Annotated in this window: 22 protein-coding genes; 15 read left to right on the top strand and 7 right to left on the bottom strand. The window is 70.6% G+C overall.

Going from position 1 to position 20,726, the window contains the following annotated elements:
* Positions 1-34: 34 nt before the first annotated feature.
* Genes AC1HIL_RS24680 through AC1HIL_RS24655 form a run of 6 tightly spaced genes read left to right on the top strand, consistent with a single transcriptional unit; the run spans position 35 to position 5,358 of the window.
* Complete coding sequence (locus tag AC1HIL_RS24680; RefSeq protein ID WP_479670257.1) at positions 35-1,597, top strand: long-chain-fatty-acid--CoA ligase; 1,563 nt, start codon at positions 35-37, stop codon at positions 1,595-1,597.
* Positions 1,598-1,636: 39 nt separating this feature from the next.
* Positions 1,637-2,821 carry a lipid-transfer protein gene (locus AC1HIL_RS24675; RefSeq protein WP_479670256.1) on the top strand — a complete coding sequence of 395 codons (1,185 nt, stop codon included), beginning with the start codon at positions 1,637-1,639 and terminating at the stop codon, positions 2,819-2,821.
* Positions 2,822-2,835: 14 nt separating this feature from the next.
* Positions 2,836-3,276 carry a MaoC family dehydratase N-terminal domain-containing protein gene (locus AC1HIL_RS24670; protein WP_057595798.1) on the top strand — a complete coding sequence of 147 codons (441 nt, stop codon included), beginning with the start codon at positions 2,836-2,838 and terminating at the stop codon, positions 3,274-3,276.
* A gap of 14 nt (positions 3,277-3,290) precedes the next feature.
* The gene (locus AC1HIL_RS24665) at positions 3,291-3,710 is read left to right on the top strand and encodes a MaoC family dehydratase (protein ID WP_261216469.1); all 420 of its coding nucleotides are present in this window, start codon (positions 3,291-3,293) and stop codon (positions 3,708-3,710) included.
* Between the two features lie 27 nt (positions 3,711-3,737).
* A complete protein-coding gene (locus AC1HIL_RS24660) occupies positions 3,738-4,568 on the top strand; it encodes an SDR family NAD(P)-dependent oxidoreductase (protein WP_093355812.1) in 831 nt (276 codons plus the stop codon).
* Between the two features lies 1 nt (position 4,569).
* Positions 4,570-5,358, top strand: a complete 789-nt coding sequence (locus AC1HIL_RS24655) for an enoyl-CoA hydratase-related protein (RefSeq protein ID WP_479670255.1) — start codon at positions 4,570-4,572, stop codon at positions 5,356-5,358.
* A gap of 13 nt (positions 5,359-5,371) precedes the next feature.
* On the opposite strand, the gene AC1HIL_RS24650 is transcribed toward AC1HIL_RS24655, so the two are convergent.
* The 3 genes from AC1HIL_RS24650 to AC1HIL_RS24640 all read right to left on the bottom strand — a co-directional run bounded on the left by AC1HIL_RS24650 (position 5,372) and on the right by AC1HIL_RS24640 (position 7,629).
* A complete protein-coding gene (locus tag AC1HIL_RS24650; protein WP_413763020.1) occupies positions 5,372-6,100 on the bottom strand; it encodes a site-2 protease family protein in 729 nt (242 codons plus the stop codon).
* Positions 6,101-6,113: 13 nt separating this feature from the next.
* Entirely contained in the window at positions 6,114-7,100 is a 987-nt protein-coding gene (locus tag AC1HIL_RS24645; RefSeq protein WP_479670254.1) for a DUF2167 domain-containing protein, read from the bottom strand.
* A 106-nt stretch (positions 7,101-7,206) separates the two neighbouring features.
* A complete protein-coding gene (locus AC1HIL_RS24640; RefSeq protein ID WP_057595793.1) occupies positions 7,207-7,629 on the bottom strand; it encodes a cupin domain-containing protein in 423 nt (140 codons plus the stop codon).
* A 124-nt stretch (positions 7,630-7,753) separates the two neighbouring features.
* Here AC1HIL_RS24640 and AC1HIL_RS24635 point away from each other — a divergent pair, with 124 nt between their 5' ends.
* The 9 genes from AC1HIL_RS24635 (at position 7,754) to AC1HIL_RS24595 (ending at position 14,811) form a co-directional block, all read left to right on the top strand.
* Positions 7,754-8,209: an ArsR/SmtB family transcription factor gene (locus AC1HIL_RS24635; protein WP_261216542.1), complete on the top strand. Its 456-nt coding sequence runs from the start codon at positions 7,754-7,756 to the stop codon at positions 8,207-8,209.
* Entirely contained in the window at positions 8,098-8,574 is a 477-nt protein-coding gene (locus AC1HIL_RS24630; protein WP_479670253.1) for an SRPBCC family protein, read from the top strand. Before AC1HIL_RS24635 ends, AC1HIL_RS24630 begins: the two co-directional genes overlap by 112 nt.
* Positions 8,571-9,827 carry an RNA polymerase sigma factor gene (locus AC1HIL_RS24625; protein WP_479670252.1) on the top strand — a complete coding sequence of 419 codons (1,257 nt, stop codon included), beginning with the start codon at positions 8,571-8,573 and terminating at the stop codon, positions 9,825-9,827. Before AC1HIL_RS24630 ends, AC1HIL_RS24625 begins: the two co-directional genes overlap by 4 nt.
* A 91-nt stretch (positions 9,828-9,918) precedes the next feature.
* Positions 9,919-10,290, top strand: coding sequence for a YciI family protein (locus tag AC1HIL_RS24620; protein ID WP_479670251.1), 372 nt, complete (start codon positions 9,919-9,921; stop codon positions 10,288-10,290).
* Positions 10,287-10,643, top strand: coding sequence for a YciI family protein (locus tag AC1HIL_RS24615; protein ID WP_261216487.1), 357 nt, complete (start codon positions 10,287-10,289; stop codon positions 10,641-10,643). The genes AC1HIL_RS24620 and AC1HIL_RS24615 overlap by 4 nt, the downstream gene beginning before the upstream one ends.
* On the top strand, positions 10,640-12,187 hold the full coding sequence (locus AC1HIL_RS24610; RefSeq protein WP_479670250.1) for an MFS transporter: 1,548 nt from the start codon (positions 10,640-10,642) through the stop codon (positions 12,185-12,187). The genes AC1HIL_RS24615 and AC1HIL_RS24610 overlap by 4 nt, the downstream gene beginning before the upstream one ends.
* Positions 12,188-12,241: 54 nt before the next feature.
* Positions 12,242-12,427 carry a hypothetical protein gene (locus AC1HIL_RS24605; RefSeq protein ID WP_093355843.1) on the top strand — a complete coding sequence of 62 codons (186 nt, stop codon included), beginning with the start codon at positions 12,242-12,244 and terminating at the stop codon, positions 12,425-12,427.
* Positions 12,428-12,502: 75 nt separating this feature from the next.
* Positions 12,503-13,615 carry a chorismate synthase gene (aroC, locus tag AC1HIL_RS24600; protein WP_057595786.1) on the top strand — a complete coding sequence of 371 codons (1,113 nt, stop codon included), beginning with the start codon at positions 12,503-12,505 and terminating at the stop codon, positions 13,613-13,615.
* Complete coding sequence (locus tag AC1HIL_RS24595; RefSeq protein ID WP_057595785.1) at positions 13,615-14,811, top strand: MFS transporter; 1,197 nt, start codon at positions 13,615-13,617, stop codon at positions 14,809-14,811. The genes aroC and AC1HIL_RS24595 overlap by 1 nt, the downstream gene beginning before the upstream one ends.
* A 7-nt stretch (positions 14,812-14,818) precedes the next feature.
* Here AC1HIL_RS24595 and AC1HIL_RS24590 read toward each other — a convergent pair whose 3' ends face one another.
* The 4 genes from AC1HIL_RS24590 to aspT (AC1HIL_RS24575) are packed head-to-tail and all read right to left on the bottom strand — an operon-like array spanning position 14,819 to position 20,639.
* Complete coding sequence (locus AC1HIL_RS24590; RefSeq protein WP_479670249.1) at positions 14,819-15,478, bottom strand: site-2 protease family protein; 660 nt, start codon at positions 15,476-15,478, stop codon at positions 14,819-14,821.
* A gap of 25 nt (positions 15,479-15,503) precedes the next feature.
* The gene (locus tag AC1HIL_RS24585) at positions 15,504-17,177 is read right to left on the bottom strand and encodes a bifunctional aspartate transaminase/aspartate 4-decarboxylase (protein ID WP_479670248.1); all 1,674 of its coding nucleotides are present in this window, start codon (positions 17,175-17,177) and stop codon (positions 15,504-15,506) included.
* Positions 17,178-17,232: 55 nt separating this feature from the next.
* Positions 17,233-18,921, bottom strand: a complete 1,689-nt coding sequence (aspT, locus tag AC1HIL_RS24580; protein ID WP_479670247.1) for an aspartate-alanine antiporter — start codon at positions 18,919-18,921, stop codon at positions 17,233-17,235.
* A 26-nt stretch (positions 18,922-18,947) separates the two neighbouring features.
* Positions 18,948-20,639 (bottom strand): aspartate-alanine antiporter, encoded by a 1,692-nt coding sequence (gene aspT, locus AC1HIL_RS24575; protein WP_479670246.1) that lies wholly within the window; start codon positions 20,637-20,639, stop codon positions 18,948-18,950.
* Positions 20,640-20,726 lie beyond the last annotated feature (87 nt).

Below are 20,726 nucleotides of genomic sequence, written 5' to 3'. Positions count from 1 at the left end.
GCCGACAAGACCAACGATTAGGAGACGAGCCACCATGTACCTGACCCAGGCGCTGCACCGCGCGATGCAGCAGAAACCGGACAAGACCGCGGTGCGCTTCGGCAGCCGCAGCACCAGCTTCCGCACCTTCGGCGAGCGCATCGCGCGGCTGGCCGGCGCGCTGCAGAAGCTCGGCATGAAGAACGGCGACCGGGTCGCGATGCTGTCGCTCAATTCCGACCGCTACCTCGAATACCAGATGGCCGTGCCCTGGGGCGGCGGCGTGCTCAATCCCTGCAACATCCGCTGGTCGCCGGCCGAGATCCTCTATTCGCTCGAGGACTCGGGCTCGCAGATCCTGCTGGTCGACGACGCCTTCCGCGCCGCCGCCGAGCAGCTGCGCGGCCAGTCCACCACCCTGCGCGAGCTGATCTACTGCGGCGACGGCGCGGTGCCGGCCGGCATGCTCGGCTACGAGGCACTGCTCGACAGCGCGACGCCCGTGCCCGACGCCTATCGCCATGGCGACGACCTCGCCGGCATCTTCTACACCGGCGGCACCACGGGTTTTCCCAAGGGCGTGATGCTGAGCCACGCCAACCTCTGCGCCTCGGCGCTGGCCGCCCAGGCCGAGGGCATGGCGCCGGCCGAGGGCTGCTACCTGCATGCGGCGCCGATGTTCCATCTGGCCGACATGGGCATCTCGGGGCCGCACTGGTTCCAGGGCAACACGCACGTGGTGATCCCGATGTTCAACCCCGAGGCCGTGCTCGACGCGATCGAGCGCGAGCGGGTGACCCACACGCTGCTGGTGCCGACCATGATCCAGATGCTGGTCGACCATCCCGCCATGCGCGACAGGCCGCGCGAGCTCGGCAGCCTGCGCGGCATCGCCTACGGCGCCTCGCCGATCTCCGAGGCCGTGCTCAACCGCGCGATGGCGGCGCTGCCGGGCGTGGACTTCGTGCAGGCCTACGGCATGACCGAGCTGTCGCCGGTGGCCACCATCAACCCCGCCTGGTACCACACGGTCGAGGGCCGCAAGGCCGGCAAGCTGCGCTCGGCCGGCCGCGCGAGCTTCTGCATGGAGGTGCGCATCGTCGATGCCGAGGGCGCCGAGGTGCCGCGCGGCACGGTGGGCGAGGTGGCGGTGCGCGGGCCGAACGTGATGCTCGGCTACTGGAACAAGCCCGAGCAGACGGCCGCCGCGGTGCGCGAGGGCTGGATGCACACCGGCGACGGCGCCTACATGGACGACGACGGCTTCATCTTCGTGGTCGACCGCATGAAGGACATGATCATCAGCGGCGGCGAGAACATCTACTCGGCCGAGGTCGAGAATGCCATCGCCCAGCATCCGGCGGTCGCGGCCTGCGCGGTCATCGGCATCCCGAGCGAGGAGTGGGGCGAGGCCGTGCATGCGGTGCTGGTCGCCAAGCCGGGGCAGCCGGTCACGGCCGACGAGCTGATCGCGCACTGCAAGACCCTGATCGCGGGCTACAAGTGCCCGCGCAGCGTGGCGCTGGTCGAGGCGCTGCCGCTCTCGGGCGCCGGCAAGGTGCTCAAGACCAAGCTGCGCGAGCCGTTCTGGAAGGATCGCCAGCGCGCGATCGCCTGATCTCTTCGTTTTCGCTTCAACACCCAGAGAGGAATTCCCATGACCCAGGATGTGCATGTCGTCGGCGTCGGCATGATCCCCTTCACCAAGCCCGGCGCGAACCTGCCCTATCCGCAGATGGCGGCGCAGGCCCTCAACGCGGCGCTGGCCGATGCCGGCATCGGCTACGAGCAGGTGCAGCAGGCCTACGTGGGCTATGTCTACGGCGACTCCACGGCCGGCCAGCGCGCGCTCTACGAGGTCGGCATGACCGGCATCCCGGTGGTCAACGTCAACAACAACTGCTCGACCGGCTCGACCGCGCTGTTCCTCGCGCGCCAGGCCGTGGCCAGCGGCGCGGCCGACTGCGTGCTCGCGCTCGGCTTCGAGCACATGAGCCCGGGCGCGCTGGGCGCGGTGTTCGATGACCGGCCCAGCCCCTTCGACCGATTCGAGGCCATCACCGACGAGCTGGTCGGCAACGAGCAGGTGCCGCTGGCGCTGCGCTACTTCGGCGGCGCGGGGCTGGCCCACATGCAGCAGTACGGCACGCAGCTGTCGACCTTCGCGAAGATCCGCGCCAAGGCCAGCCGCCATGCATCGAACAACCCGGTGGCGCTGTTCCGCACCGTCGTGACCGAGGACGAGGTGCTGGCCACGCCCGTGATGTGGCCCGGCGTGATGACGCGGCTGATGGCCTGCCCGCCGACCTGCGGCGCGGCCGCCGCCATCGTCTGCTCGGCCGGGTTCGCGCAGCGCCACGGCCTGGACCGCGGCGTGCGCATCAAGGCCCAGGCCATGACCACCGACCGCCCCGTGAGCTTCGAGGCGCGCGACATGCGCGAGGTGGTCGGCTTCAGCATGGCGCGCGAGGCGGCGCAGAAGGTCTACGAGGCGGCGGGCGTCGGCCCGCAGGACATCGACGTGGTCGAGCTGCACGACTGCTTCGCGCACAACGAGCTGATCAGCTACGAGGCGCTGGGCCTGTGCCCCGAGGGCGGGGCCGAGAAGTTCGTGCTCGACGGCGACAACACCTACGGCGGCAAGGTCGTCACCAACCCCTCGGGCGGCCTGCTGTCCAAGGGCCATCCGCTGGGCGCCACCGGCCTCGCGCAATGCACCGAGCTGGTCCAGCAGCTGCGCGGCACGGCCGACAAGCGCCAGGTCGAGGGCGCGCGGCTCGCGCTCCAGCACAACCTGGGCCTGGGCGGCGCCTGCGTGGTCACGCTCTACGAACGCGTCTGAAGAAGGGCCCCGCCATGATCGACAGGAAATGGATCGGGCACGAGCTGCCCGCCTCGGTGCTGCCGCTGGAGCGCACGCGGCTGCAGTTCTTCGCCAAGGCGATCGGCGAGACCGATCCGGTCTACACCGACCCCGCCGCCGCGCGCGATGCCGGCTATGCCGACCTGCCCGCGCCGCCCACCTTCCTGTTCGCGGCCGAGCTCGACTCGGGCGCGTCCAACCGGCTGCTGGCCGACCTGGGCATACCGCTGGCCAAGCTGCTGCACGGCGAGCAGGGCTTCAGCTACCACCGCGCGGCCTGCGCGGGCGATACGGTGACGGTGCGCTCGACCATCACCGACATCTACGACAAGAAGAACGGCGCGCTCGAGTTCGTGGTGAAGAGCTCGCGCGCCACCAACCAGCGCGACGAACTGGTGGCCGAGCTGCGCACCGTGATCGTCTGCCGGCATTGAGCCCGAGGAACCCCATGACCGCACCCAACCACGACACCGTGCAGGTCGGCGACGAACTGCCGCCGCTGCAACTGCCGCCGGTCGACCGCACCACGCTCGCGCTGTTCGCGGGCGCCTCGGGCGACCACAACCCGATCCACATCGACATCGACTTCGCGCGCCGCGCCGGCATGCCCGACGTGTTCGCGCAGGGCATGCTGGGCATGGCCTGGCTCGGCCGGCTGCTCACGCAGTGGGCGCCGCAGTCGAAGCTGCGCCGCTTCGACGTGCGCTTCCAGGGCGTGACCCACCTGGGCCATGCGGTGCGTTGCACGGGCCGCGTGGTCGAGAAGCTCGAGCGCGACGGCGAGCGCTGCGTGCGCGTGGAAGTCAGCAGCACCAACCAGCATGGCCAGGTGCGCATCGCGGGCGAAGCGCTGGTGGCGCTCGCCTGAAGACCCAACGAAGAAAGACATCCAGACATGACATCCAGACTCGAAGGCAAGGTCGCCCTCATCACCGGCTCGGGCCGCGGCATCGGCCGCTCGATCGCGCTCAAGCTCGCCTCGGAGGGCGCGCGCGTGGTGGTCAACGATCTCGACGCCGGCCCCGCGGACGAGACCGTGCAGGCCATCCGCGCCGCCGGCGGCCAGGCCGTGGCCTGCAACGGCAGCGTGGCCGCGCCCGACTTCGCCGAGCGCTTCGTCGGCACCGCGGTCAGCGAGTTCCAGGGCCTCGACATCATCGTCAACAACGCCGGCTACACCTGGGACAGCGTGGTGCAGAAGATGACCGACGAGCAGTGGTACGCCATGCTCGACGTGCACCTCACGGCGCCGTTCCGCATCCTGCGCGCGGCGCAGCCGGTGATCCGCCAGCTCTCGAAGACCGAGACCGAGGCCGGCCGGCGCACCGTGCGCAAGGTGGTCAACATCTCCTCGGTGGCCGGGCTGTTCGGCAACGCGGGCCAGGCCAACTACGCGACCGCCAAGGCCGGCATCGTCGGCATGACGCAGACGCTGGCCAAGGAATGGGGCCGCATGAACGTCACCGTGAATTGCGTGGCCTTCGGCTTCATCCAGACCCGGTTGACCGCGAGCGCGGCCGACGCGACCACCGCCAACATCGATGGCCGCGAGATCAAGGTCGGCATCAACCCTGGCCTGCTGTCGATGATGGAGCAGACCATTCCGCTGGGCCGAGGCGGCACGCCCGAGGAGGCGGCCGGCGCGGTCTACCTGCTGTGCATTCCCGAGTCGGACTACGTCAGCGGCCAGACGCTGATGTGCACCGGCGGCCTCACGGGCATCTGAGATGCCGCTCGAGCAGGGCATCGCCTGGTCGGTGGAGGAGGGCATCGGCCGCATCGTGCTGCGCCGTCCCGAGCGCGCCAACGCGATCGGCGCCGCGAGCAGCCGCGCGCTGGTGCGCGCGATCGACGAGGTGCTGGCGGCCGCGCCGCGCGTGGTGCTTTTGACCGGCGAGGGGCGCGTGTTCTGCGCCGGTGGCGACATCGAGGAGTTCGTCGCGGCCGGGGAAGACCTGCCCGCGCTGGTCGATGAAATCCTCGATCCCCTGCACCCGGCGCTGCTGCGGCTGGTGAACGGCCCGGCGCCGCTCGTGACCGTGCTCAACGGCGCGGTCGGCGGCGCGGGCGTGGGGCTCGCGCTGGCCGGCGACTTCGTGCTCGCGGCCGAGTCGATGAAGCTGCGCACCGGCTACGCGGCCATTGGCCTGTCGCCCGACGCGGGCAGCTCGTGGTTCCTCGCGCGGCGCATCGGGGTGCTGCGCGCGCAGCAGTGGCTGATGCTCAGTGAGCCCATCGACAGCCAACGCTGCCTGGCGGCCGGCGCGGTCGATGCGCTGCATCCCGACGCCGAACTGGCCGCGGCCGGCGAGGCGCTGGCACGACGGCTGGCCGCGGGCGCGCCCGGGTCCTTCGCCGCGATCAAGGCGCTGTGCGCGGAGGCGCCGGGCCGCACGCTCGAGGCGCACCTGGCGCTCGAGCACCGCCTGCTGCGCGAGCGCGCCGGCAGCGCCGATGCGCGCGAGGGCGTGGCGGCCTTCCTGCAGAAGCGCGCGCCGCGTTTCGGCGCGTCCTGAGACGCGGCGGCGCTCAGCCGCCCGCCAGGCGCGCCGGGCCGAGCATCTCGTGCGTGTCGTGCGCCATCACCGCGAGAAAGGCCACCAGCCCGATGTAGTAGACGGCGTAGGTCAGCCGCGTCTCGGCCGACACCGCGTAGTACTGCCGGTTGGCCGGATCCTCGGGGTCGTACTTCCAGGCCCGCATCACCTGCGGCGCCGCCAGCACGGCCACCAGCACCAGCATCGGGCTCGGCCGCCAGAAGAAGAGGGCGACCAGCACCGGCACCCCGAGCAGCCAGACGCGTGGCGTGAGCACCGCGGTGATGCGGCCGCCGTCGAAGGGCGAGAGCGGGATCAGGTTGAACAGGTTGATGAAGAAGCCCGCGTAGGCGAGCGCCAGCAGCAGCCGGCTGTCGCTCTCGCGCGCGAGGAAGTAGCAGGCCAGCGAGGCCAGGCTGCCGAGCAGCGGCCCGGCGAAGCCCACCCAGGCCTCGGTCTCGACGTCGTGCGGCTGGTCCTTGAGCTCGACCCAGGCGCCCACGAAGGGAATGAAGGTGGGCGCGCCCACGTCCAGGCCGCGCTGGCGCGCCGCGAGGAAGTGGCCCATCTCGTGGATGAAGATCAGCGCCACGAAGCCCGCCGCGTAGCGCCAGCCGAAGACGAAGGCATAGGCGACCACCGACAGCAGCATGGTGCCGCCGGTGAGCAGCAGCTTGCCGAGCTTGCCCGCGCTCAGCAGCAGGAGCAGCAGCTTGACCACGGCCCGCGCGCGCTCAGGCCGCGGGCGGATTCGTCGGCGGCAGCCCGCCGGCCGGCGTCTCGCTCGCCACCGGCGCCTTCTCCTTGCGCCGGAACAGCTTGCCCGCGCCCCACAGTGCGCCGCCCACCGCCACCGCGATGATCTTGGCGAACTTGGCCAGGAAGGCCGCGATCACCGCGAACAGGCCGAGCTTCTTGACCGCCGCGCCCGCCACCAGCGCCGCGAGGCCATAGGCCGCGACCTTGTCGGTGGAGGCATCGAAGTCGGCATAGCGCTTGCCGTCGTCGTACTGCAGCGCCGCCAGCAACTGGGTCGCGTCGGGCTTGTACTTCTCGAGGTCGTTGGCGTTGGTCACGAGGTTCAGGCTGATGTAGCCCTCGCGTCCCAGCGCATAGGTGTTGTAGTTGACGCCCTGGCTGCCCGAGGGCTCGTCCTTGTGCTTCGACAGCGCCGACCACACGAGGCGGTGCACGGAGGCGTCGTACTGCGGCTTCTGTGCCCAGCCCGTGACCTCGATCGCCGGGATGCCGCGCTTGGCGCGCTCTTCGTTCGCGGCCTCGGTGCCTTCCTTGAGGCTCTTGAGCAGGTCGTCGGCGTTCCAGTCCTTGGCGTCGTCGTCCTTGATGTAGCCCTCCTTCACGAACTTCACCACGGCGAACCAGTCGGCGTCGTTGTTCGGGAACACCGCGCCGAGGAAGCTGTCGTCGACCCGGTTGCCCATGCTGCGCATGAGCTGCGCCGCGGCCGGCGTGGGCACCCAGACATAGCCGGGCGGCAGCTTCAGGTGGGCCTGGTCGCGCAGGGCGATGTCGGCCGGGCCGGTCTTCTGCACCGCGCGCGCGGCCTTGAAGGCGGCCTCCTGCTCGGCTTCGAGCGAGTTGGCCGGCACGGCGGCGGAACTGGGGGGATTGGAAGGCGGCGCGGCGGCGGCGAGGCCGGCGGCCAGGACGGCGAACGCGAACAGGACGCCCGCCGACAGGCGGGCCATGGGGATCCTCATGCTCTCTCTCCTCGGTTGTTATCGGTTTTGCGAGACGAGGGCGCAGTCTATCGGGCAGGTTCGCGCGCCGTCCGTAGGACGGTGGCGAAAGCCGGTTTCCGGGGGCTCAGGCCCAGGGGGTCGGCGGCGGGATCTCGCACACCGGCTCCACGTCCACGCTCTTGAAATCGGCCGGCGAGACGATCTCCAGGTACTCCATGTCGGGCGAGTAGTCGAACAGGTAGTGCCGGATGCCGGGGCGCTGGTGCACCACGTCGCCGGCCTCGACCAGGGTTTCCTTGTCCTCGTACATGAAGCGGGCCCAGCCCTTGACCATGATCACGATCTGGAAGTCGGCCTCGTGGCGATGCCAGCCGGTGCCCGCTTCCGGTGCCATGTTGGCCTTGACGAGGTGCGCGATCACCTTGCCGTTGGTGGCGGCGGCCACGCCGAGGTCGCGGTAGAGGAAGAAGTCGCGCAGTCCGCCCGAGACGAATTCGGTGTCGCCCGGCTTGACGTGGGAGAACTGGGTGGCGGTACGGTCCAGCATGGAAGCTCCTTTGCGGCGAGTGGGGTGGGGATGCTGCGCCGCAGCACGCATAAAGCGTTCCCGGATCGCCCGCGAATATCCCCATGCCTTGACGCTGGCGCGCGGGCTCCAGATACTCAACCGCATGGTTCACTCAGATGCCGCCGCGCCCGCCGACCTCGATGCCGTGTTCGCCGCGCTCGCCGACTCGACGCGCCGCGCGGTGCTCGAGACCCTGGGCGAGCGCAGCCTCAGCGTGACCGAGCTGGCCGCGCCGCATGCGATGTCGCTCACGGGCTTCATGAAGCACCTGCGCGTGCTCGAGGACGCGGGGCTGATCTCGCGCACGAAGGAAGGCCGGGTCGTGCGCTGCGAGCTTTCGCCGCGGCCGATGCAGGAGGCCGCCGTGTGGCTGTCGCGCTACGAGAAGTTCTGGACCGGGCGCCTCGATGCCTTGGCGCGCTTTCTCTACCACCAGGAGCAAACCGAATGGCGGAACCTGCCAGCCCCAACACCGGACGTCCCTCCCTCACCCTCCGCCGCCACTACGCCATCGCGCCCGACAAGGTCTGGCGCGCGTGGACCGACCCGCAGGCGCTGAAGCACTGGTTCGGCCCCGAGGAGATCGTCGCGGTGCCGCATGCCGAGGTCGACCTGCGCGTGGGCGGGCGCTTCCGCGTGGCGATGCTCGCGGCCGACGGCGAGACGCACGACGTCAGCGGCACCTACCTCGAGATCGTGCCGCAGCGCCGGCTGGTCTTCAGCTGGGCCTGGCGCAGCACGCCCGAGCGCGAATCGCGCGTCACGGTGCGCATCGAGCCCGATGCGGCCGGCACCGGCTGCGAGCTCGAGCTGCTGCACGAGCAGTTCTTCGACCAGGCCGCGCGCGAGGGCCACGAGCATGGCTGGACCGGTTCGATGCTGCGGCTCGAGCGCTGGCTGGGCAGGCCGGAACCCGCCGCATGACGGACCCGGTGCGCGCCACGCTCGAGGCGGTCTATCGCGGCGAATCGCGCCGCATCTTCGCCACGCTGGTGCGCCTGCTCGGCGATTTCGACCGCGCCGAGGAGGCGCTGCACGAGGCCTTCCGCGCCGCGCTCGAGCAGTGGCCGGCGCAGGGCGTGCCCGCGAACCCGCGCGCGTGGCTGGTGTCGGCCGGGCGCTTCAAGGCGATCGACGCCATCCGGCGCCAGGCGCGCTTCTCGCCCTGGGACGAATCGGCCGAGCGCGCCGAGGCGCTGGCCGACCCCGCGCCGGGCTGGGACGCCGACACCGACGAACTCGAGGACGACCGCCTGCGGCTGGTCTTCACCTGCTGCCATCCGGTCCTTTCGCCCGATGCCCAGGTGGCGCTCACGCTGCGCGAGGTCTGCGGACTCGCGACCGAGGAGATCGCGCGCGCCTTCATGGTGCCCGCGCCGACCATCGCGCAGCGCATCGTGCGCGCCAAGGCCCGCATCCGCGACGCGCGCATTCCCTACCAGGTGCCCACGCGCACCGAGCTGCCCGAACGGCTCGATGCGGTGCTGCGCGTGGTCTACCTGGTCTTCAACGAAGGCTATGCGGCCTCCTCGGGCCAGAGCCTGACGCGCGCCGACCTCTCGGCCGAGGCGATCCGGCTGGGCCGGCTGCTGGTCGAGCTGCTGCCCGGCGCCGAGGCCGCGCCGGAGGCGCTGGGCCTGCTGGCGCTGATGCTGCTGCACGATGCGCGCCGTGCCGCGCGCACCTCGGCGCAGGGCGAGATCGTGCTGCTCGACCGGCAGGACCGCGGCCTCTGGCACCGCGCGCAGATCGAGGAGGGCGCCGCGCTGGTGGAGCGCGCGCTGCGCTCGCGCCGCTTCGGCCCCTATGCGCTGCAGGCGGCGATCGCCGCGGTCCATGCCGAGGCCGAGCGTGCCGAGGCCACCGACTGGGCGCAGATCGTCGGTCTCTACGACGTGCTGCTGCGGCTCGATCCCTCGCCCGTGGCCGAACTCAACCGCGCGGCCGCGATCGCGATGCGCGACGGCCCGGCCGCGGGCCTGGCGCTGGTCGATGCGCTGTTCGCGCGCGGCGAGCTGGCCGACTACCACCTCGCGCATGGCGCGCGGGCCGAGCTGTGCCGCCGCCTCGGCCGGCTCGGCGAGGCGCGCGGCGCCTACGAGCGCGCGCTCGCCCTGGCCCGGCAGCAGCCCGAGCGGCAGTTCCTCGCGCGGCAACTGGCGTCCTTGCCCGGCTAGAAATATTTGCAGTTCGTCGCGCCCGCATGTCGATCCGGCGCCTCGCCGATCGACCAGTGGTGTCCTCATTCCATCCGAAAGGAGATTCCGCATGAAATACCTCTGCCTCGTCCACTGCGACCCGGCCCTGTTCGCCATCCTGTCGCCGGACGAGCGGCGCGCGCTCGACGAAGACTCGATGGCCTACGACCGCGAGCTCGAGAAGAACGGCCACTTCATCGCCGCCGACGTGCTGGCGAGCGCCAGGTCCGCCAAGGTCGTGCGCGTGCGCGACGGCAAGGCCTCGCACGTCGACGGGCCCTTCGCGGAGGTGCGCGAGCAGCTCTGCGGCTTCATCCTGATCGAGGCGCGCGACCTCAACGTCGCGATCCAGCTCGCGGGCCACATCCCCATGGCGCGCCACGGCAGCATCGAAGTCCGTCCGATCCAGAGCATGGACGCCGCCGAGGGGAATGCGGCATGAAGTACCTTTGCCTGATCTACGAAACCGAGGCTCCGCCGCTCGACATGGCGCACTACATCCAGGAGCACATCGACTACGACGCGCAGTTGCGCGCGCGCGGCCAGCTGGTCGAGGCCGAGGCCCTGCAGCCGGCCGAGACCGCCACCACCGTGCGCATGCGCCGCGGCCGGCTGTCCGTGACCGACGGCCCCTTCGCCGAGACCAGCGAACAGCTCGGCGGCTTCTACCTGGTCGAGGCCGGCAGCGAGGAGGAAGCGCTGAGGATCGCGGCCGGCATCCCGTCCGCGCGCAACGGCAGCATCGAGCTGCGGCCGATCCTCTCGTTCGGCCCCGGCCCCGAGGGCCCTCGATGAGCGGCGCCGCGCCGCCGCGCGCCACGGTGCGCGAATGGACCGGCCTGGCCGTCATCGCGCTGCCGTGCATGCTCTATTCGATGGACCTCACGGTGCTGAACCTCGCGATCCCCGCGATCAGCGAGGCACTCAAGCCGACGGCGGCGCAGCTGCTGTGGATCGTCGACATCTACGGCTTCCTGGTCGCGGGCCTGCTGGTCACCATGGGCACGCTGGGCGACCGCATCGGGCGGCGCCGGCTGCTGCTGATCGGCGCCGTGGCCTTCGGCCTGGCCTCGGTGCTGGCGGCCTTCTCGAGCAGCGCCAACATGCTGATCGCCACCCGCGCGCTGCTCGGCGTGGCCGGCGCGACGCTGGCGCCGTCCACGCTCTCGCTGATCCGCAACATGTTCCTCGATCCCGGTCAGCGCACGCTGGCCATCGGCGTCTGGATCTCGAGCTTCTCAGCGGGCGCGGTCATCGGCCCGGTGGTCGGCGGCGTGCTGCTCGAATACTTCTGGTGGGGCTCGGTGTTCCTGGTCGGCGTGCCGGTGATGGTGCTGCTGCTGGTGCTCGGCCCCGTGCTGCTGCCCGAGTACCGCGACCCCGAGGCCGCGCGGCTCGACCTCGCGAGCGTGGCGCTTTCGCTGGGCGCGGTGCTGCCGGCCATCTACGGCGTGAAGCAGACGGCCGAGCACGGCGCGAGCGCGCTGTCGCTCGCCGCCATCGTGGTGGGGCTGGCCATCGGCTGGCTGTTCGTGCGGCGCCAGCGCCGGCTGGCCGATCCGATGATCGACCTGCGGCTGTTCCGCGCGCCGGCCTTCAGCGTGGCGCTGGGCGCCTACATGCTGTCGTGCTTCGTGATGTTCGGGCTGTTCCTCTACGAGGCCCAGTACCTGCAGATGGTGCTCGGGCTGTCGCCGCTGCAGGCCGGCCTGTGGAGCGTGCCCAGCGCGGGCGCCTTCATCGTGGGCTCGATGGCCGCGCCCGCGCTCACGCGGCGCGTGCGGCCGGTGCATGCGATGACCGGCGGACTGGTGGTCGCGGCGCTGGGTTTCGCGCTGCTGATCGCGCTGCCGGTGCAGGGCGGCCTGGCGCTGCTGGTGGGCAGCATGGTCGTGTCCTCGCTCGGGCTGGCGGTGGTGTTCACGCTGTCGACCGACCTGGTGGTGGGCAGCGCGCCGCCCGAGCGCGCGGGCGTGGCCTCGGCGATTTCGGAAACGAGTTCCGAATTCGGTGGCGCGCTGGGCATTGCCATCCTCGGCAGCGTGGGCGCGGCGGTCTACCGCGCCATGATGGCCGACGCCGTGCCGGCCTCGCTCGGCGATGCCGCCGCGGCCGAGGCCGCGCGCAGCACGCTCGGCGGTGCCGTGGCGCTGGCCGGGCAGCTCGGCGGCGCGGCCGGTGCCGAACTGCTGGCCGATGCGCGCACGGCGCTGCTGCGCGGCTTGCACCTGATGGCCGGCATCGGCGTGGTGGTGCTGCTGGCCATCGCGGGGCTGCTGGCCGTGGTCATGCGCCGCTCGGGACAAACCCGGCCCGCCGCGGCCGATGCGTTGCCCTGAGGCCGGGCCGGGCCCATACTGGCCGCGTCACCGAACGAACCCCACGGAGAGTCCATGAGCAACGAACTGCGCAAGAAGCTGCACGACCTCGCGGAGCTGGTCGACAACACGCCCGATCCGCAGGCCCGCGCGATCGTCGAGGCGATCCGGCTGCAGACCGCGGTGCTCAACGAGCGGCTGTTCTCGATCGAGCTTCAGCTCGGCGCGCTGGCGCGTCGGCTCGAGGGCGCCACCGAATAGGCCGCGCGGGCGTTGCCCTCGGGCATTCGGGCGCCGCGCCGTCCGGCCCCGCTTTGCGGGGGATAATCCCCGCCCATGAGCGGCAACACCTTCGGACATCTCTTCGCGGTCACCAATTTCGGGGAATCCCACGGCCCGGCCATCGGCTGCGTGATCGACGGCTGCCCCCCGGGCATGGCACTGAGCGAAGCCGACATCCAGGCCGACCTCGACCGCCGCCGTCCCGGCACCAGCCGCCACGTCACCCAGCGCAACGAGCCCGACGCGGTGCAGATCCTCTCGGGCGTGTACGAGGGCAAGACCACCGGCACCCCGATCGCGCTGCTGATCCAGAACACCGACCAGCGCAGCAAGGACTACGGCCAGATCGCCCAGCAGTTCCGCCCGGGCCACGCCGACTTCACGTACCACAGGAAGTACGGCATTCGCGACCCGCGCGGCGGCGGGCGCTCCTCGGCCCGGCTCACCGCGCCCACGGTCGCGGCCGGCGCGGTCGCCAAGAAGTGGTTGGCCGAGAAATTCGGCATGGTGTTCCGCGGCTGCATGACGCAGATCGGCGAGATCGCGATCCCCTTCGAGAGCTGGGACCACGTGCCGAACAATCCGTTCTTCGCGCCGATCGCCGACGTGAGCGCGCTCGAGGACTACATGGACCGGCTGCGCAAGGCCGGCGACTCCTGCGGCGCGCGCGTGCGCGTGACGGCCACCCGCGTGCCCGTCGGCCTCGGCGAGCCGCTCTACGACAAGCTCGATGCCGATATCGCCTACGCAATGATGGGCCTCAATGCCGTGAAGGCGGTCGAGATCGGCGCCGGCTGGGACAGCGTGACGCAGCGCGGCACCACCCATGGCGACTCGATCACGCCGACCGGCTTCCTGAGCAACAACGCGGGCGGCATCCTCGGCGGCATCAGCTCGGGGCAGGACCTCGAGGTCAGCATCGCGATCAAGCCCACCAGCTCGATCATCAGCCCGCGCCAGTCGATCGACGTGAACAACAACCCGGTCGAGGTGGTCACCAAGGGCCGCCACGATCCCTGCGTGGGCATCCGCGCGACGCCGATCGCCGAGGCGCTGCTCGCGCTGGTGGTGATGGACCATGCGCTGCGCCACCGCGCCCAGTGCGGTGACGTGCAGGGCGACAACGAGAAGACCCAGGCCACGTCGCCGCAGGCGTCCTTCCTCTAGTGTCCACGCCGCCACCCGTGGCCGGGCGCGGCCACCTGTTGGCGTTCGCTGGCCTGTCGGCCAGCTATTTCGCGCACATCGGCTTCTTCAATCCCTACCTGCCGCTGTGGCTCAAGGACCTGGGGCTGCCGATCTTCACCATCAGCCTGCTGGCCTCGGTGCAGTCGGTCACGCGCGTGTTCGCGCCCTATGCCTGGGGGGCGCTCAGCGACCACACGGGCCAGCGCGTGCTGCTGCTGCGCATCAGCGCGGCGATCGCGCTGCTCAGTTCCTTCGGCCTGTGGTGGAACGGCGGCGCGTGGTGGCTCGCGCTGGTGCTGCTGCTGATGTTCACCCACACCAGCTCGATGATGTCGCTGACCGAGGCCGCCATGGCGCACCTCGTGGCCGGCGACTGGGGCCGCTACGGGCGCATCCGGCTGTGCGGCTCGGCCGGCTTCCTGGTCACCGTGTTCGTCGCGGGCGAGTGGTTCGACCGCTTCGGCATGAAGCACTTCCCGGCCTGGGCAGCCGGCACCCTGGCCGTGGTGCTGCTCGCCACCCTGCGCCTGCCCGACAGCCGCGAGCCCGTGGCCGCGCACGACGCGCCCGGCGAACCCATCGGCCCGGTGCTGCGCAACCGCGTCGTGCAGTGGTTCTTCGCGGCGCTGTTCTTCCAGGTGATGTCGCACTTCTCGGTCTATGCCTTCTTCTCGCTCTACCTCGATTCGCTCGGCTACGGCAAGAGCACCATCGGCCTGCTGTGGGCGCTGTCGGTGGTGGCCGAGATCGTCTGGTTCTTCCTGCAGGGCCGGCTGATCGGCCTGCTGCCGATGCCGCGCTGGATGCTGGTGTGCGGCATCGCGGCCGTCGCGCGGCTGGGCCTGACCGCCGGCCTCGGCGGCTGGATCGCCGCGCTGGTCGTGGCCCAGTGGCTGCACGCGCTGAGCTTCGCGGCCCACCACACCACCTGCATCGCCGTGGTGTCGCGCCGCTTCCCGGGCCGGCTGCGCGGACGTGGCCAGGCGCTGTTCACCGTCATCGGCTACGGCTTCGGCGGCGTGCTCGGCGTGCTGCTGGGCGGCGCGGTGGCGCAGGCCTTCGGCTACCGCACGATGTTCGCGCTGGCGGCGCTGCTCGCGGTGGCGGGGACCTTGTGCGCGTGGAAGGTGATGCGGCTGGAGGCTGGGGCGCGGCGGGCTGCCAGCCCGGCGTGATGCGCGGTCAAACCAGCAAGGGCCCGAGGTAGATCGCCAGGGCCAGCAGCCACGACAGCATCGAGCCCAGGAACAGCAGCAGCGCTGCCTGCGTGGCCTGTGGCGGCCAGCGCCGCGCCAGTGCCGTGCGCTCGAACAGGGCCTGCAGCAGGAAACCGCCGTTGCTGCCGGGCAGCGGCAGCAGGTTGAAGGCGGCGGTCTTCGCCGCGACCAGGCCGAGCAGCGGCACGAAGTCCAGGCCGCCGGCCGCCTCGGCCGCGAGCCGCAGCAGCCGCTGCGCCTGCCCGAATGGCGACAGCGCGCCCTCGACGTACTGCACGAAACCGCTGCCGACCTGCCCGAGGCCGTCGAAGGGCGACACCAGCAGCGCGAGCGTCAGCAGCGCGAACGGCCCGGCGCAGCCGATCAGCAGCCGCGTCGTGCGCGGCTGGCTGTCGAACGCATCGCGCTTGGCATCGCCCTCGAGCCCTTCGGCCCCGCCGTCCTTGAGCACGACCGAGCCCGCGAACACCAGCGGCTTGATCCGCAGCGGGCCGATGCGCAGCAGCGTCGGGCCCCAGCCGTAGTGGATCTCGCGGATCGGGATGCCGAAGCGCATCGCCGCGAGCGCGATGGCGCCCAGGTGGAGGGCGGTGCAGAGAGCGGCGGCGAGAAGAAGCCAGGGCATGCGCGAAGCGGTCGGTCCTCGCAGCCTACTTCTTCTTGCCGCCCTTGGCCTTCGCCGCCTTCCGCGGCTTCACCACCACCGCCGACACCGCCGGATCGCTGCTGCGCCTGGCCTTGCCCGACTGCTGCTCGAAGCGCGCGAAGTACTCCGACGCCAGCTTGCGCAGCGAGCGCCCGATGTTGGCGTAGTCGTACTCGTTGAGGTTGGCCAGCGAGACCCGGCCCGAGGCATGCTTGCCGCCGAAGCCGCGGCCCGGCAGCAGCACGATGCCGGTCTCCTCGGCGATGCGGAACAGCGCCTCGTTGGGCTGCAGCTGGGTCACGATCCAGGCGCCGAAGCGTTCGCCGTACATCTGGGTGGCGATCTCCTGCAGGTCGAGCAGGTGGTAGTAGCTCACCGAGTTCGGGTCGGCCGACAGCGGCAGCCCGAGCTCGCGGTAGAGCGCCTCCTTGCGCCGCTTCACGATGCGCTTCATCGCGTGCTTGTAGGCCTCGGGTTCGTCCATCAGGCAGAACAGCGAGAACATCACCATCTGCGCCTGCACCGGCGTCGACAGGCCGGCCGTGTGGTTGAGCGCCACGGTGCGGCTGTCGGCCACCAGCCGGTCGATGAACTTGAGCCGGCGCGGCTCGGTGGTGATCGAGCTGTAGCGCGCGTCGAGTTCCTTCAGCGCCGCCTCGGGCAGGGCCGCGATCTGGTGGTCGAGCACGTTGTCCTCGTGCGTGGCCACCACGCCCATGCGCCAGCCGGTGGCGCCGAAGTACTTCGAGAACGAATACACGAGGATGGTGTTGCGCGGGCAGATCGCGAACAGCGAGCGGAAGTCGTCGGCGAAGGTGCCGTAGACGTCGTCGGTCAGGATGATCAGGTCGGGCCGCTGCTTGACGATGTCGGCGATGTCGCCCAGCACCTCGTCGCTGATCTTCACCGAGGGCGGGTTGCTCGGGTTGCACAGGAAGAAGGCCTTGACCTTCGGGTCGAGCAGCTTCTGCAGCTCCTTCTTCGTGTACTGCCAGCCGTTCTCGGACGGCGCGTCGATCAGCGCCTCGATCAGCTGGTAGTCGTTGAGGTGCGGGATCTCGATGTAGGGCGTGAAGATCGGCATGCCCAGCGCGATGGTGTCGCCGGGCTCGAGCAGCCCGTTCTCGCGCAGGCTGTTGAACAGGTAGGTCATGGCGGCGGTGCCGCCTTCCACCGCGTACATGTCGAACCTGCCGACGAAGGGATGGGTGCCGATCATCTCCTTGTGGATGTACTGGCCCACGATGATCTCGCTGAGCCGCAGCATGCGGTCGGGCACCGGGTAGTTGCAGCCCAGGATCGCCTCGCACATCTCGTAGATGAAGTCGCCGGCCGACAGGCCGAGCTGGTCGCGCACGTACGACACGGCCGCCTCGATGAAGCGCACGCCGGGCCGGCCCGCGTTGGCCTTGGTGAAGATCTCGAAGCGCGCCTCGATGCCCTCGCGCTGCGGGAAGCCGCCCACGCCCTCCATGTAGACGAAGGAGCGCTCGCTCTCGGTCATGGCGAATTCGCCGAACGCGAAGAAGCCGTGGCGCGGCGTGGTCGCGAGGAAGTTCGGATTGCCGCGCCCCGCGTTGAGCATCAGGCGGTCGCCCTGGCTGGCCACCTGGATCAGCGCGTCCTTGAGTTCGAAGGGGCTCAGGCCGCTGAGTTTTTTCACGTCGCCGAAATCCATGGAAAGGCTCCTTGGTTGTGGGTAAGGCAGGAAAGGAAGAAGAGGGAAGGCGTGCTCAGACCAGCGCGACGATCAGCGGCCCGAGCAGCGTGAGGAACACGTTGGCCAGCGCGTAGGTGATCGCGAAGGGCACGGTGGGGATCGAGTTCTCGGCCTTGTCGAGTACCTCGCCGAAGGCCGGGTTGGCGCTGCGCGAGCCGCTGAGCGCGCCCGCGAAGATCGCGGTGTTGGCATAGCGCAGCACGTAGCGGCCGAACAGCATCGTGAGGATCATCGGCACGATGGTCACGACCATGCCCACGCCGAAGATCGTGAGCCCGTGCTCCTTGACGGTCTGCACCGCCTGCAAGCCCGACGACAGCCCCACCACCACCACGAAGCCGGCCAGGCCCAGGTCCTTGAGCAGCTGCACGGCGCTGGTCGGCAGCGCGCCGAAGGTCTGGCGCCGCGCGCGGTACCAGCCGAACAGCAGGCCCGAGAGCAGGGCGCCGCCGCCGGCGCCGAGCGTGAGCGGGATGCTGCCGATCTTCACGCTCAAGAGGCCCACCAGCAGGCCGACCACCAGGCCCGCGCCGAGGTAGACGAAGTCGGTCTTGGCGCTCGGCACGATCACGTCGCCGACGATCGCGGCCACGCGCTTGACGTCCTGCTCGGCGCCGAAGATCGTGACCACGTCGCCGGCCTGCACCACGGTGTCGGGCTGCATCGGCAGCACCTGGCCCATGCGGCTCAGCTGCACCACGAAGATGCCGTGGCGCACGCCGCCCGCGGTGGCCTCGCGGATCTGCGCCACGGTCTTGCGCTCGAAGTCCTTGTTGGTCAGCACGATGTCGCGCTTGTGCATGGTGAGCTCCATGCCCTCGACCGCGTAGACCTCCTTGCCCAGCAGCGGCGCGCTCGCCACCACCGCGTCGCGCCGGCCGACGGCCAGCACGATGTCGCCGCGGCGCAGCGCGAGCGTGGGGCTGACCTCGACGAAGCGGCCGTCGCGCTTGACGCGCTCGATGGTGATGGTGGTGGCCGGGTCGGCGTTCTCGATGTCGGCCACGGTGCGTTGCGGATCGGCCGTGAGCTCGTAGATGCGGCCCACCAGCGAGGGCGCAGCTTCCTCCTGGTCGGCACCGAGCACCTTCACGCCGGCCTGCATCGCGGTCTCGGCCGCGATCGCGTCGTCGCGGATGGTGCGGCCCATGAACTTGGGCAGCAGGTTGACGCAGACGATGATCGCGCCGAAGGACCCGAACACGTAGGTCACGGCATAGCCGATCGCCACGTTGGCCTGCAGCCGCGCGGTCTCGGCCGCGTCGAGGCCGAGCTTGGCGATCGCGTCGCCGGCCGTGCCGATGATGGCCGACTGCGTGAGGCCGCCGGCCGCCACGCCGGCCGCCAGGCCCTTGTCGAGCCCGAACCACTTGGCCATGACCACCACCGTGGCCAGGCCGGTGGCCGCCATGACCGCGGCCAGGACGATCTCCTTGATCGATTGCCGCCCCAGCGAGCTGAAGAACTGCGGGCCGCTCTCGAAGCCCACCGCATAGATGAAGAGCGCGAACAGCACCGCCTTCACGCCGGCGTCGACCTGCACGCCGACCTGGCTCACGATCACCGCCACCAGCAGCGAGCCGGCCACGCCGCCGAGCTGGAACTTGCCGAACTTGATCTTGCCGATCCAGTAGCCGACCGCCAGCGAGAGAAAGAGCGCCATCTCGGGCGACTTCTTGAACGTTTCGTGCAGCCATTCCATGGATCAGCTCCTTCGAGGTTTCGAATTCATTTCGCCGCGTGGTGAACCAGCCCGGCCAGCGCGACGATCAGCGGTCCCATCAGCGGCAGCACCACGTTCGAGATCGCATAGGTGATGGTGTAGCCCAGCAGCGGCGTGGCGTTGCCGGCCGCGTTCTGCACCGCGCTGAGGGCCGGCGTGCTGCACTGCTGGCCCGCGATCGCGCCCAGCAGCACCGGCGCCTCGAGCTTGAGCAGCCGGTGGCCGATGAACAGCGACAGGCTCGCCGGCACCACCGCCACGGCCACGCCGACCAGCGGCAGCGCCACGCCGAACTTCTCGATCAATGCCAGTGCCTGCGGCCCCGAGGCCAGGCCGACGCAGGCGATGAAGGTGGCCAGGCCCAGGTCCTTCATCAGCGCCAGCGCATCGGGCGGCACGCTGAGCCGGTGCGGGTTCTTCGCCTGGTACCAGCCGAAGCCCAGGCCGGTGAGCAGCGCGCCGCCGCCGGTGCCGAGCGAGAACGGGATGCCGCCGAGCTTGACGCTGAAGCCGCCGATGAAGACGCCGAGCAGGATGCCCGCGGCCGCGAAGCTGATGTTGCTGCGCGTCGAGGCCAGCACCCGGTCGCCGGCCAGCGGCAGCGCGCGCGCCACCTCGTCGACCGGGCCGTAGAGCTGGAGCACGTCGCCGCGCGCGAGCCGCAGCTCGCCCAGCAGCGGCATCGCATGGCGGTCGCGCGCCACGCCCGTGACCTGCACCGAGGGCGGCAGCGCCGCGGCCAGCTCGCGCAGCTCGCGGCCGAACCACTCGCGCCGGTTCAGCACCGCCTCGGTGGTCTCGACCACCGCGTCGAAGGCCGTGGTGTCGGCGAACTCGCGGCCCAGCAGCTCGGCCACGTTGACCAGCGCCGCGCGACGGCCGATGGCCAGCACCCGGTCGTGGGCGCGCAGCCGCAGCGCGGGCTCCACCGCCAGGCTCTGGCCGGTGCGCAGCACGCGTTCGATGTGGGCCTGGCCGCCGAGGATCGTGGCCAGCTCGCCGATCGAGCGGCCGCGTCCGGTCGTCACCTCGAACACGCGGCCGACCATCTCGGGCACCGCGCTCGCGGCGCCGGGATCGTCGCCGCCGCCGCCCATGGTCTTCCACAGGCGATCGGCCTCGGCGCGCAGGTCCATGCGCAGCAGCAGCGGAAACACCTGGCTCGTGAAGACCACGATCGCGATCAAGCCGAACACATAGGTGATCGAGTAGGCCGTGACCACGTTGGCCTGCAGCTGCTGCATGTCCGCCGCCGGCAGGCCCAGCTTGGAGATCGCGTCGGTGGCCGTGCCCACCACCGCCGACTCGGTGGCCGCGCCGGCCATCAGCCCGGCGGCCGTGCCCTGGTCGAGCGACAGCAGCACGGTGGCGCCCAGCACCAGCGCGAGCACCGCCACCACCTCGACGAGGCACAACAGGCCCAGGCGCAGGCCCTTGGCGTCGAGGTTGGCGAAGAACTGCGGGCCGCCCGCATAGCCGAGCGCGAAGATGAAGAGCATGAAGAACACGTTCTTCACGCTGTCGTCGACCCGGATGCCGAGCTGGCCGACCACCAGCGCGGCGATCAGGGTGCCGCAGATGCCGCCGAGCTGGATCGGTCCGAAGCGGATGGCGCCGACGGCATGGCCGATGGCGAGCACGAGGAACAGCGCGATTTCGGGCTGGGTTCTCAGCAGTTCGACGACCTCGCCACTCACGCGTGCTTGACCTCCAAATGCTGGCTCATTCTGTCGGTAATGTGAGTAAATGCAAGTAACTGTTTCGTTTGACAGGCGTCCAGATCC

It is taken from the genome of Variovorax sp. ISS6, from assembly GCF_056523145.1.
Note: the sequence above shows the minus strand (reverse complement) of the source record. Positions and strands in the feature narration are given on the sequence as shown.